Source organism: Microcoleus sp. AT3-D2 (genome assembly GCF_036705715.1).
Taxonomy (GTDB): domain Bacteria; phylum Cyanobacteriota; class Cyanobacteriia; order Cyanobacteriales; family Microcoleaceae; genus Microcoleus.
Map to the genome: position 1 here is coordinate 106,135 of NZ_JAUBVE010000006.1, position 13,340 is coordinate 119,474.

General features: G+C 43.7%; 7 protein-coding genes. 3 read left to right on the top strand and 4 right to left on the bottom strand.

Annotated features, from left to right (window positions below; all coding sequences use genetic code 11):
• Positions 1-220 precede the first annotated feature (220 nt).
• The 3 genes from QUB44_RS04615 (at position 221) to QUB44_RS04625 (ending at position 1,808) form a co-directional block, all read left to right on the top strand.
• The gene (locus QUB44_RS04615) at positions 221-1,114 is read left to right on the top strand and encodes a CNNM domain-containing protein (protein WP_333363717.1); all 894 of its coding nucleotides are present in this window, start codon (positions 221-223) and stop codon (positions 1,112-1,114) included.
• A 183-nt stretch (positions 1,115-1,297) separates the two neighbouring features.
• On the top strand, positions 1,298-1,495 hold the full coding sequence (locus QUB44_RS04620; protein WP_333161933.1) for a hypothetical protein: 198 nt from the start codon (positions 1,298-1,300) through the stop codon (positions 1,493-1,495).
• Positions 1,479-1,808, top strand: coding sequence for a type II toxin-antitoxin system PemK/MazF family toxin (locus QUB44_RS04625; protein WP_332944821.1), 330 nt, complete (start codon positions 1,479-1,481; stop codon positions 1,806-1,808). Before QUB44_RS04620 ends, QUB44_RS04625 begins: the two co-directional genes overlap by 17 nt.
• Positions 1,809-1,858: 50 nt before the next feature.
• Here QUB44_RS04625 and QUB44_RS04630 read toward each other — a convergent pair whose 3' ends face one another.
• Genes QUB44_RS04630 through QUB44_RS04645 form a run of 4 tightly spaced genes read right to left on the bottom strand, consistent with a single transcriptional unit; the run spans position 1,859 to position 13,329 of the window.
• Complete coding sequence (locus tag QUB44_RS04630) at positions 1,859-8,602, bottom strand: O-linked N-acetylglucosamine transferase family protein (protein WP_333363720.1); 6,744 nt, start codon at positions 8,600-8,602, stop codon at positions 1,859-1,861.
• 27 nt (positions 8,603-8,629) lie between these two features.
• Positions 8,630-9,502, bottom strand: coding sequence for a GDP-mannose 4,6-dehydratase (locus tag QUB44_RS04635; protein ID WP_333363723.1), 873 nt, complete (start codon positions 9,500-9,502; stop codon positions 8,630-8,632).
• Positions 9,499-12,033, bottom strand: a complete 2,535-nt coding sequence (locus tag QUB44_RS04640) for a methyltransferase domain-containing protein (protein WP_333363726.1) — start codon at positions 12,031-12,033, stop codon at positions 9,499-9,501. Before QUB44_RS04640 ends, QUB44_RS04635 begins: the two co-directional genes overlap by 4 nt.
• A gap of 36 nt (positions 12,034-12,069) precedes the next feature.
• Positions 12,070-13,329, bottom strand: a complete 1,260-nt coding sequence (locus QUB44_RS04645) for a class I SAM-dependent methyltransferase (protein ID WP_333363730.1) — start codon at positions 13,327-13,329, stop codon at positions 12,070-12,072.
• Positions 13,330-13,340 lie beyond the last annotated feature (11 nt).

Sequence of the window (13,340 nt, forward strand, 5' to 3'; positions counted from 1 at the left end):
CGGGCGTTGTAAATTGGAGGGTTTTGAATGAACCCCGAAGACGCCAAGGGCGCGAAGGAAGAGAAGAGAAAGAGTTCACAAGTTCTACGGGTAAGGTGCGCCGAGGCGCACCTACGAATACGGGTAGTGTGGAGATCCGCAATGTCTGGCCTTAAACTATCTGAATCGCCAGCTAAAATAAAAGAATTAGCTAAAACATCTATCATATTAGATATCTATCTTGGACAGCATTACTTGCCTGGAAATACAAGTAGCCCAAACACTGCTGAGGTTAGCAATGTTGCTGGGCTTAACACTTTTAATCGCCTTTTTTGTGGCGTCAGAACTAGCATTAGTATCAGCCGATCGCGATCAAATCCGCCAACTCGCCCACTCGGACGATCGCCCAACTGCTAAAACCGCCGAACTCGTCCACCAAGCGCAGAACAACATACCGCATTACCTGTCTGTGACTCAAACTGGCACAACAGCAGGGAGTTTGCTGTTGGGTTGGTTGGGTGAGGGAGCAACTGTACACTGGATCGAACCGTGGATCGACAAATTGCCGATCGGTCATTTCTCGGCCGTGCTGACAGCGCATTCGATCGCAGTTCCCGCAGCTTTTATCTTAGTAACTTACGTAGAAATAGTCTTAGGAGAACTAATCCCCAAAGTATTAGCAACCCACGCCCCAGAACGCACCGCTTTGCTGCTGATGCCGGCCCTCGAACTCTGCTCAAAATTACTGTGGCCACTGCTAGCAATTCTCAACGGTACCGTGCGGCTGCTGACTGGTTGGATTACCAGTAAAGAGTCTCAACCGCTGGTGTCATCTTCCCAGGCAACTCTCATTCAAAAAGATGCTCATTCGGCACTAATTTCTGGCAATTGGGAAGTGACAGCAGTTAACGAAAAACTCGGGTTAAACCTGCCGACTAACCAAGCGTACCAAACAATCGCCGGATTCGTGATCCACAATTTAGGTAAAATCCCAAATCAAGGCGATCGGCTATTGTGGGGCGAGTTGGAAATAGAAGCAGAAAATGTAGTAGAAGGCAGTTTAGAAACAGTGCTGCTGCGTCAGGTAACTCGCCCTTTGTTTGAGACTCAGCAGCCAGAACTTGTGTTGAATTGATAGCAAATCCGGGTTTAATATCCCCTTTTACCCATGTTCAAAGCGATTAATCCGCTGCAATAACTTGGATTTACTCTCCGTTTGGCGATCGGGCTAAAACAATGTTAGGTTGTAATTAGTCGCTCAGTGCGACAACTTACCAAAAATCTGCAAATTGCATAAAGCACAGTTTATGAGGTGGATATGCTGAAAACACTTTGGGCTACTGTTCGACAAGGGAAAATAGAATTGCTGGAGTTATCAGAATTACCCGAAGGGGCAAAAGTATTAGTAACACTCTTACCTGATGAAGAAACTGAGTTTTGGCTTCAAGTCAGTCAAACATCACTAGATACAGTTTGGGATAATACTGAGGATGATGTCTATGCCCAGCTACTCTAAAAATGACATAATTTTGGTTCGATATCCCTTTTCAGACTTGTCTAGTTCTAAGGTAAGACCAGCAATTGTTGTGAGTGCGCCGCACGTATCTCAAGACATCATGATTGTGCCATTGACAAGCAAAACAGCATCCTTACTTGAGGGTGAGTTCGTACTTGCTGAATGGTCAACAGCAGGGTTAAATGTGGCCACAGCAGTCAAGCGAGGTTTGTATACAGTACATGAAAGCTTGATTGCAATGACGATTGGCAAATTAGCAGATTCTGATGCTGAGCGACTGGAGCAATCTCTTCGAGGTTGGTTAGGGTTTTAGTCCAGCTATACACTATAATATCCTGTGTTTTCGATACAAATTACCTTCGTTTACCCCACAGCCACCTTAACCGCACCCCCAACAAACTGCTCGTAATCCGCCAACAACCACTCCGGCAAGCAAGTCTGAGCATCCTCAACCCGCAACTGTCCGGCGCGACAAAACAGCATCGCCGCCAACAAATGATTCACAGCTTTAGGCGTTCCAAACCCTTTACTCAACTCAGCAACCAACGAGTTAAAAAACTCGCGTTCACTCTCATCCAGCGGCTTGTTAATAAACCTGCAGCCCAGCATTTCTTTGTAACCATTGCCAAAATCACTCCGGTACAAAAGTTCCAGTTGTTCCCCGGAAACGCTCAGCCATAAATCGGCAATTTGCTTGCGAATTTGCCGCAAATCTGCTATTACCAATTCAGCCGTCGGGTCGATTTCATAAAGATTGACGGCAGCAGTTAATTGATTGAGAAACTGCGGCAGATAATCTTGTTTAACAAGTGGTTGTTCTGTTGTTGCAAATGCGCTTTCAAACACCTTTTCGTAATCTTCAAGCAACCACTGCGGCAAGCGGGTGCGAGCATCGGGAACCCGCATTTTACCGGGTACAAAATACAGCATCGCACCCAGCAGAGCATTGATAGCTTGAGGCTGCACCAACCCTTTGCTAATTTCGGTCAATTGCTGCAAAAATTTTTGTTCCGCTTCAGTCATCGATTCTGCTTGCAAGCCGCAGCTAAGAATTGCTTGATATCCCTTGCGAACGTCTCCTCGGTAAAAATTTTCGAGTTTTTCTGAAGGAATAGTCAGCCAAAAATCAGCCATTTGTTTTCTGATTTGGCGGAGTTCCAAAACTACCGATTCGTCTGACGGATCGATGCGGTAAAGATTGACGCATCCTAACAGTTGATTCGCAAATTGTGGCGATTGAATGTATTGAGCTAGCAAGTCAGAAGTTGCATCAGACTTGACGGCGGCTTCCGTCTCAAAAACTTGTTCGTAATCCCCAATTAACCAGTGCGGCAAACGGTTGCGAGCGTCGGGAATTCGCATGGTTTCCGGCGGGAAATACAGCATCGCCGCGAGCAAGGCGTTGACAGCTTTGGGATGTACTAATCCTTTGCTAATCTGGGTTAATTGCTGCAAAAACATTTGTTCGCTTTCCATCATCGGTTGACGTTGGAAGCCGCTTTTGAGCAGGATTTGATAGCTGTTACCTGAAGCGCTTTTGTAGGCGGTTTCGAGGTTTTCGGTGGGAAGGTTCAGCCAAAAATCAGCAATTTGTTTGCGGATTTGACGCAGTTCGGATATTGCTGAGATGTTTGAGGAGTTTCGTTGGTAAAGCTTGAGGGCATTCGAGAGAATCTCGCCCAAATCTGGCTGCTTGGGAATGCTATCCTGTAAGCTGCGCGATGCTTCCAGGTGGCTGGTTTGCCATTTGCCAAAGAGTTCTTGGAATAATTTGCCGATCGCCCCAGAGTATGCCACACTGTCAAAACAGCGCGGATTGCCTTGCATTTTTTGCTGAATTTCCTGCCGTTTTTGCTGTCGCAATTGCGGGTTAGTGCCGAGGGTAACGGCTAGCTGAATGTAAGATGCTTCGTCATACGCAATTAAATCAGACATTTGCAGTTCCCGCAGCATCGCCGAACCTTGGCGGAACCGCAAAGCATTTCCTTCCACAACCACCACCGGCAATCCTACTTGCAAAGGGTCAATTAACGATGTTGCCCCAGCATAAGGATAGGAATCGAGATAAACATCTGCTAGCTGCAAAAATTCTTTCACATCCGCGCGACTAGGCAGTTGTTTTACGAACCGCAAGCGGTTGTTATTGACGCCGTATTTAGCGCAGACAGCGTTCAGATTGTTGACAAAAGGTGTGGCTGGATAGGTGCGAGTCCAAGCCGGCCCGAAGGGATATAAAATCAAGATTGAATCGGGTACAGCAGCTAGAATTTTTACCCAACTCTCCCTCAACTCCGGCAGAATTTTGTAGAAGTTGGCGCCGGAGATAAAAACTGTTGTATTGTCTGAAATCCCCAGACTTTGGCGGGTAGGTTTAACTGTAGCAACTTCCGATTCTGTTGCGTATGTGAAACAAAAACCGCTGCCTTGGAGAACAGCCAACTGTTCGCGATATTGTTCTTGATAACTAGCATCGGGCGCGGTAAATTGACCTGCGATGTAGTAATCCATGTGGCGGATTCCGGTGGTTGTAGGGGAACAGAAAGATGTAGTTTGTACCCGCGCTAAACGGTGGATTGCTAGTGAAGTCAGCGGTTTGTTAATAGCTGTTAAATTCGTACCGAAAAACAGGATATCTAAGTTGTCGGCGCGGATTGTTTGGACTTGCGATGCAAAGTCTTTCGGGAGTGCAACCAGTTTGTCGGCGCGACTTTGACAGTATTGTTCTAATTGGTGACCGCTGGTGTTGAGCGCGTACAGGTATATCTCGAACTCGTTGCGGTTTAAATGCTCGAAAACCGGGATGGTAGCGAAGGTTTCGGTTTGCGGCGCGAAATGGTCGTTGATGATGCCGAGGCGGATTTTTGTCCGATTTGGCGATCGCGCCGGGAAGATACAATCAATTGAACTGCCGCGATTTTTGAGCGAAAACTCAATAATTTCCGCCCGTTTGGTGTAAATATCGCGTAGGTTTGCCGTGGTAAAATAAAGCGGGATAAAGTTCGCAACTTGCGCGAACAACAAAGCAATATTCTGCCACAGTGGCGAATCTGCATTTTTGAACAAATTAGTATGTAAGTAATCAATCCAGCCTTGGATGAATTGATAGTAAGTGTCTGCTTCTCCTCTGGTTTGAAATACGTTCGGACAAGTAAACATGAATTTGAGATATTCGTTGGCGAACCAATTAGGCACTGTAGCGCGATCGTACTTGAGCGGCAATTGGTCTGCCCGCCGGTACAGCATGGCTGCGAGCAGGTAATTGATGGCTTTTGGCTCGTTAAATCCTTTCGCCACATTTGCGACTAATTCGCTCACCAAAGTCTCTTCTGTGTCGGTTAGCGGTTCATATCTAATGTCGCCGGCAAGCAGCGCTTGGTGCTGTTTGCCGGCCTCGCCTGCAAAGGCACTTGCAACTTGTTCGGCTGGTAAATTAAGCCAGATTGCAGCAATTTGTTTTCTAGCTTGGCGGACACTTGCTAGTGCAGATAAATCAGCGGAGTTTTTCTGGTATTGCTCGATAATGCTTGACAATAATATAGGAGCTTCCGGCGATTTTGCCTGGATTTGCTGTTGGCTGCCGCAGGCTTGCATCAACGCTGAACTAACTGTTCTTGCCATTTTTGACCAAGAGAACTTTTTAACTTGTTCCATACCAGCCGCAATTAATATTTGACGGCGGTCATTTTGAATGTCAATAAAGGCCTTTGTCAGTTCATCAACATCCTCGCCATTCACATATAAAGCTGCTTGACCCAATACTTCAGGAATGGAGCTATTTGGAGACGTAATTACTGGGCAACCGCAGGCTATGGCTTCCAGCAATGGCAACCCGAAACCTTCATATTTTGAGGTCTGAACTAATGCTAAAGCGCCCGAATAAGCGCTTCGCAATTCATCGTCGCTCAGTTTTAGCAGGTGAACTGTGATGTCGGAAGTGTATGCTTGCAACTCGGTTTCTAATGCCGAGTTACCGCCGATGCAGACAATCTCAAATAGATGCTTACTGCCAAATTGAGAGAAGGCTTTGAAGAAGAAAAGTGCATTTTTATAGCCGTTAAATCCGACGCGATCGCCAACCCAAAGAAAGTAAGGCTTTGAAATACCATATTTCGTCTTTAATTGGTTAACTTCTACCAATGTCGATGGTGAGAATTTCCTATCTATTCCGCAATGAGCAACTGTTACCGACTCCTGAGAAATATCTGGAAAGCATTTTACTAAATCGCGGGCTGTATTTTCGGAAATTGCAACGTATGCAGAAGCATGGCGGATACCCTGATGTTTCTCTTTCCACATCGGGTTAGCTAGATTCGCTCCCATGACTTCTGGAATCATGTCATAAGCCATGAATACAGAGGGTGTCGCTCGCGGTGTAGTGTAGTAAGTAGAAATAAACAAATCGGCTTGTTCTTCATCGCAGATTTGCTGCAACATTTCGCGATCGTTTTCAGTATTACTATAGTCATAAGCTGCGACTTGCCGATAATTTATCCCGGCAATTTTGGGAGCAGTTCCATTGCGATCGAGCACTAGAATATGTTGAGCGAAATCCTGACTTGCCCATTCTGTAATTAATGAATGCCAGACGCGGGTAATTCCAGAGTTGTGTAGCTGAAACATTACGCCGTCTATGAGAATTTTGGGCGATTGCTTTTGCGTTTCTGAAGTTGGCTGTTGTTCAGATTCGCTTGAGAGGAAAACAGCGGGCAGCAAACTAATTACTTTTGACGAGTTGCTACATTTCAATCCTTCTCTAATCTGTGCGATCGCCGAATTTACATCCCCTCTAGCAATCATTGAATGCGCCATTTTTAGAGCTTCGATCGCATAGTATTCTTTCGCCTGATTAGATAATTGCTCAGCGATATTTTGGGGAAGGTAAGATTGGGAAATTTTAATAGCCTTGTGAGCGTCTGCAATGTTCCCCCCAGACTGCATTAAACGAGAAGTTTCTGAGGCTGAGTGCAGGCGGAAACACGCTAAAATCTGAGGTTCGTACCAAACTTTACAATGAGATGCAATTCTTTTCCACATCTCCCAGTCAGCAGCAGAAGCAGCTTGCGCCGAAAACCCACCCAATGTTTGGTAAACGCTGCGCTTGACAACAATAGAAGCAAATTGAATCCTTTGCCTGACTGCAATTCGATCTAAGAAGTTTTCTATAATCCCCGCTGTTTCCCGTTCAATTTCCGATAAAAATTGCTGATTTCCACCTGCATCTATATAGTAGTGGCGGCAGAAAGCAGCTCCTACATTTTGAGCTGTTTCTAATGCTGTTTGCAGACTCTTGTAAAATCCTGGCAAGACAATATCATCTTGATGCAGGATGTGAACCCAATTACCGCGAGCACGCTGGATGCAATCATTCCAGTTAGCAATTTGGCCCAGGTTTTGAGATTGCTTGTAGAAAGAAATTCTACCGTTGCCGACTTTCTTGACAATTTCCTCTACATCAGAATTTACAGAGCAATCATCGACTACCTCTATCTGCATTTCGCTGGAGTTTGGAGCTTGTTCCAGGACGCTTTTGAGCGTTTGTTCAAGATAGTGATTTTTTGGGTTGTAAGTCGGTATTATTACTGACCAAAAAGGTCTGTGAGTGCTTGTCGATTCAGGAGCGATCGCCGAAACTGTAACTTTTTTACCCTCTTCCCAGTCCCCAACAAACTCTTGCAAAAACTTAGAATAATTTTCCGGGGTTATTTGCAAAGTTCTATTTACATCTATCTTAGGGATTAACTCATTTTGTACAAAAGTTTTTAGCTGTGGATGCCAACCGTATCGCTCCGTAGTGTGCAAAACCGATCGCGCCGCTTTAAGAAACTTCCAGTTTTGCAGGAGAGCTTGACGAACCAGATTCAAATAGAAGTTAAAATTTAAGGGAATTTGCTGGTGAAATCGGCGTCGCGCTTCGGGAAATCCTTGCACAAGAGCAGTATAAGCACATTCAACGGCGTGTTCTACCGAGCAATCCGTCATTTCTAAAACTTGCTCTGATGACTGTTGCCAATATTCAAGATCGTGCGCGATCGAAGCATATACTGATGTAGATGCCAGCAACAACTGAATCATCGGTAACGGTTTAGCCCAATCTGTTAATACTGTCTGCGTTACGCCACTAGAACAGCCAATTAAAAGACTGCAATATTTGCTTAACTCCGCATTTTCTCGCAGAGTCAACACGCTACCATCAATAATTCGTGCATCTGCTACTGGAATTTTCAGGTTAGACGAAAGAATAATGCTGCAATCCGGTAAGCGAGACAGCAGCGATTGAGCAACAGACAAAGCATATTCTGGCTTAACAAAAGATTGACTGCTACTGCCCGTACATTCAAATAAAATAACATGACTGCGTTTCAGCAAGCTGTGCTGCTCAGCAAAATTGCGGACTCTTTCTATCTCATCAGTTCGCAGGCGCAGAATATTCTGGATGGGAACAGTAATCGGTTTTGGATAGCCGCGAAAAAGAGATGCTTTAGTAGTTCCATCATAATTTTGATAGTTATTTGGACTCACCTGCGTCAAAAATACTTCATCAAATTCACCGCGATTAAGACGCTGCTGTACTTGTTTTTCCAACTCATACCAAGCTGCTACTATTTGCTGCCAATTATTGGCGGCAAATTCCCAAATTTCATCGACAAATGGATTCTCTTCAATTACACTCCGGCACATAGATGAAATTGCCCAAGTTAAATGGCAGTTTGGATAATCATGCTTGATTTGCCGAGCCAAAGTAGTTGCATGAAGGCAATCACCATTTAAGCCAAGTTGTCCTAGCAAGATTCGCTTGCCAGAAGACTGTTCAGAAGTAAAAAATCGTGACCAAGAACGTTCTGACTGCAAGCGCGGTATCTCAGTTTCTAGGGACTTCGCGCTTCCCTCCAGAACAATAAGTTGGTCAATGTAGGGATTGTTTTGCAGCGCCCTCTCACTTTCAGAAGTAGTGAACCATGTAATTATGCAGTTTGGTTCGCTGTTTTTTAGCTCTTGGGCTGTTGCCAGATATGGCGATATTTCCTGGGACCCAAAAACCGCAAAACCGTAATGTTTGTGCAGAGGTGTATAGGGGTAAGAAGCTGGCTGAGATAATTGTTTCATCATTCAAATACCTAAAGTTAGAGCGTAATTTTATCTGGTCTCGATCATCATAACTGCGAGTTGTAGCAGGTCTATATTTGGTTGCCAGTGCAGGCTGTGCATTAGCGCGGGATTGGATACTAATCGCTTATATTCAGTCTGAAAATTCTCAGCCGGCTCTACATAGCGCGTCCAATCCAAACCGAGGTGCGAAAAGCAGACTTCTATCCAATCTTTTATGGAATGAGTTTTGCCGGAACCTATCGCTGCTTCAAAAATATTATCCTGCTCAATCAATGTCATTATAGCCTGTGCTACATCACCCGCAAATGTCCATTCTTTCTCTACAGAGATATCACCTATTTCTAGTTTTTCATCAGCACCCCGTAGAATCCGCTTAGCGGCGAGTACAATTTTTTGGCTGACATGATTGGGTTTTCTGAGAGGGCTTTCGTGATGGAATAAATATCCTACATAGGCTTTGATACCGAGACTTCTGTAATATCTGGCTGCATAAACTGATTGAATGCGAGCAACTGCATAAGCACTGCTTGCTTCAAAAGCAGTATCCTCAGAAATAGGATTGCCATCATTATAGAATTGAACACCACTACCTGTAATAAAAACTTTGGAGGTAGGGCTGTGTTTGTACACCGCCTCTAAAATATTTAGTGTACCCGTCGAAATTGCTGCATGATTTTCAAACAGCGCGTCGTGTCGCGTTGTTGATTTTGCAGCTAAGTGAAATATATAGGTTGGTTTGTATTCTTTTACGAACTCCTCAACCTGTTCGCAGTCAGATACATCGCCACGAATCCAATCTCCCGATCGCGATAAGCCTATAGGTTTGATTCCTTTGGACTTGCACAACTCACTGAGATAATATCCGTCTTGTCCGTTAGCACCAAAAATAAGAGCGTTCACAGTTTATTTTTCTGAAAAACAAAGGTGGCAAATGTATAACGACATCCTTCATAGATAAAATCTGGATTCGGACAATCCCACTGCGGAACGTCAGGGAACACACAATTTTTCAATAAAGGAAGAATTCGTTGTCGGAAGTCTTTCTGAGTGTAAAGGCGGAAGTCTACTGCCGGAATGCGATCGCCCGGTTTATACTGATCGTTGTAATCGCACGTTAAAATTCCAGTACCTCCGGGTGCCAAAAGTTCAGCGATTTGCACCATAAACAGTTCATCATTTTGGACATGCTCGATCACAGATGTTGAAAAAATAATATCATAACTGCCCTTGATAGTAGACGGTTTCTGAAAATAGGTGTTGAGATCGCAATTGATCGCCGGATCGATTTCTTCCATGGGGTAGCCGAGCTTTTTCAATGCACCAGCAGCACTATCTTCATAGCTGCCAATACATAAAATTTTAGGAGCAGCAAACTTGGACGCAATTTTTTGCACAGTATCCAAAATAAAAGCTTGCTGAATATTAGCTTCCGGTATTTTACGAACCATCATCTCAGGAACCAGCGCAAATAACTGATTAATGATAGGTTGGTACTGCGATCGGGCGGCATCATCCAATATCCGATTCAATGATGTTACATTTGGAATACCAACATCTAAATACCTGTTGCTGTGCCACTTCTGTTGCTTCCCTAATACTTGAGCAAGCATACGTTCATAATCCAAAACGAAACTAGCTTCGCTCCACTCATTGTAAAACGGCACAAGCGGTGCAATACCGTTATCAGCAATTTGTTTCAAACTTGAATCTTCAATACAAATTGAAGGATTTGCCGAAATAATATGTCTGAACATATTGCTTTTTGTGATTGCAATAGGTCTCTTTACAGCCAGCGCGTGATCGATCGTGCTGGATATACCACGATTATCATGCTTTTCATAGAAAAAGGCGTTTACCGTATTTTGTGCAAGAAAATCAAGTAATTTTTCTTGACTGAGAAAGTCGTGACTCAAACTGAGTTTAATACCGGGCTTAACGATCGACTGCTGACATCGTTCTGCTATAGCAATTGCTTGACTGCCATCAGCATCGCCAAAAGTCGCAAAGGGAATATGCAGCCTAATCAGTGCCTCGTCATACTCTTGCTGTACAGTGGCAATGACCTTCTCAAATCCTTTACCTTGCATTCCAAATCCAAAACTCCCAATAGTAGGGATCTCTGGTAATCTGTAATTATTCGTGTAGGGCTGTACAATTCTTCCCGTTTTAAAAACAATTGGATTCTTCAGTTGCAATGTAGGATCTGGGCCTATATGGTACTGAAAAAGTGTATTATTTGCTGCATCTGCTACTCGCTGGGTAACTTCGTGAATAATCCCAATGTGTGGTACATTGATGGATTGAAGTATTTTCTTATTAACCCAAGGTAATGTCGAGGAATAATAGTTGTAAATAATTGCTGATGGTTTTACCTTGTTGACATTATCCAAAAACTCTTCATAACTTGAACATTCCGCATATATAAAAGAGTATTGAGTTGATTTTTTGAGCGCTTCAGCAATATTAAGACCGTACTCATGCACGCCGCATTGTTTTTCCTTGTGGGAGACAATCAAAATTTTATCTAGCAAGTTATCGTTGTCTTTGCTTGCTAGTGATTTGTGCAATTGTGACTCGCTCGGAGAAATAATATTTGCTGTCTTGGCTTCGCCTGTAGGTAAGCTCATATCTTCCGCAAGCTTCCCAAGCCATTTTTTGACTTCTTCATAATTTTTGGCATAAACCACCGGATTTTCCAAGTTATCCCAAAGCTTCTCTGGTAAATCCCAACCAACAATACAGCGAGGTTTATATCGATTAATCTCCGTTTGGGATGCGGCATTTATAGCACTTCCTTTCATCAACAAACCAATACATTTGTCTCCAATTTGCGATAACTCTTTAAGGTTCATGTCGCTGCAATCAACAATATTCGCAGCGGCAAATTTAGGGGGAGCTGAACAGTAAAAATTGATGATAGGAAAATCCGATGCAATCTGCTTCAGATGTGCGTTTAAATAAAAATAGCTTTGATTCGAGAAAACTTCCCCGTTTTCTACCAAAATGCTGTTTTTTCTCACTTCTATTACCTTTTCGGGCTGCCCAAAGAAGGTAATCATGGGGCTGTGAATCGGGATAGGCAGCAGATATTTATGATTTATCTGCTGCTGATACATCTGACGATTAAAGGTATGAACGTTATTTTGGTAAGTCATACCGTAGAGTTTCAAAATATCATCAAAAACCCCAAACCACATATTGACAAATATGGCATCATGGGGGCAGTTGGGTGTGGGTTCTGTGCCTTTGTATTCGCTGCCTTGATACAGCGCGATCGGCAAATCTAAATCCTGCCAAAGATAAGTAGAGACTTCAGCGCACTCCAGGGTAATTTTTGTCCCCGGAAAACTAATTCTAACCGCCTGAATTACGGCTCTTGTCAAAATCACATCGCCGCTGTGAAAACTGTTATGAATGAAGAAATGTGCCATAGCTTTATCCTGTTGTGCGCTGTCTTGTTTCTTGACTTAGTATTTGATAATTTCCACGTTAGGCAAAGGGAAGATTAGACCAACACCCCTTTTCAGTATTTCTTCCTCGCGCTTGAGAAATTCTTCCTTAAAATGCCACGGCAAGACTAAATAATAATCCGGATTCATTGCCCTTGAATCCGCTTCGCTGACAATCGGAATGTCAGTACCGAGCGTATAAGCGCCGTATTTATCTGGGTTTCTCTCCGCGGCTACATCTATAATGCGATTGTCAATTCCGCACCACTGCAAAATTGTATTGCCTTTAGTCGATGCACCGTAAATGTGAATGCTTTTACCTTCTTTTTTCAACATTTTTAGCAGCGAAACTAACTGCTCTTTATGCACGTTGATCCTATCTTGAAAATTTTTGTATGGTTTGTCGGTATCCAGCTCCATGTCAAATTCTGCCTGACGTAATAGCTTGATGCGCGTCACAGCTTCTTGTTTCTTGAAGGCAAAGTTGTCAAGATGCGTTGCATAACAGCGAATGCTACCGCCGTTGATGTCGTTAAGTACGGCATCTACTATTTTCAAGTCAGCTTGTTTCAGTATATATTCCAGCACTGCTAAACTGTAATATTCCAAATGCTCGTGACAAATTGTGTCGTAAGAATTCATCTTGAGCATGGATGGCATATAAGACATCTCAAAGAGCCACAAACCACCAGGAGCAAGCGCTTTTTTGATTTCTTTGCAGAAGCTTACCGGATCTTCCAGGTCATAAAACATGGCGATTGACGTAATAATGTCAAATTTTTCGCCTTGTAAAACCTTGGTGAGTTCTTCTGAAGGAAAAATGTCTTGAATTGCAGTAATGTCTCCGGTTATTTCTTGAGCTACGTCTGACGGATCGACACCAAATTTGATAAAGTTTTGCGGATAGCACTTTAGTAAAGTGCCGTCATTACAGCCAATATCTAAAACACGAGCATTGCTTTTGCCAATCAGGGATGCTGCTTCTTCAGTAATTCCCTGCAAGTGATTTCGCATGGTTTGGTTCGTGCCGGAACGATACCAGTAGGCAGAATATAAAACTTCCGGCGGAACCGTATGTTCCATCTGTAATAAACCGCAGGCTTTCTCATCTTTTGTGGGATCGCAACGCACTAGAGAAAGGGAAATTTTTCTCAGGGGTGGTTCTTCTTTCCCTGGCTTGACAAAGGAACCTTGCAAATACTGTTCGCCTAAATTAATGACTGGGGTGAGGGCTGAAGAACCGCATACCCGACAAGTTTTACGATGACCTAAGTGCATTGTTTTACCTC

Bases quoted from the DNA above. Each gene is read 5' to 3' on its own strand.
- QUB44_RS04620 (WP_333161933.1), top strand. From the start codon at position 1,298: ATGCTGAAAACACTTTGGGCTACTGTTCGACAAGGGAAAATAGAATTG.
- QUB44_RS04625 (WP_332944821.1), top strand. From the start codon at position 1,479: ATGCCCAGCTACTCTAAAAATGACATAATTTTGGTTCGATATCCCTTT.
- QUB44_RS04630 (WP_333363720.1), bottom strand. From the start codon at position 8,602: ATGATGAAACAATTATCTCAGCCAGCTTCTTACCCCTATACACCTCTG.
- QUB44_RS04640 (WP_333363726.1), bottom strand. From the start codon at position 12,033: ATGGCACATTTCTTCATTCATAACAGTTTTCACAGCGGCGATGTGATT.
- QUB44_RS04645 (WP_333363730.1), bottom strand. From the start codon at position 13,329: ATGCACTTAGGTCATCGTAAAACTTGTCGGGTATGCGGTTCTTCAGCC.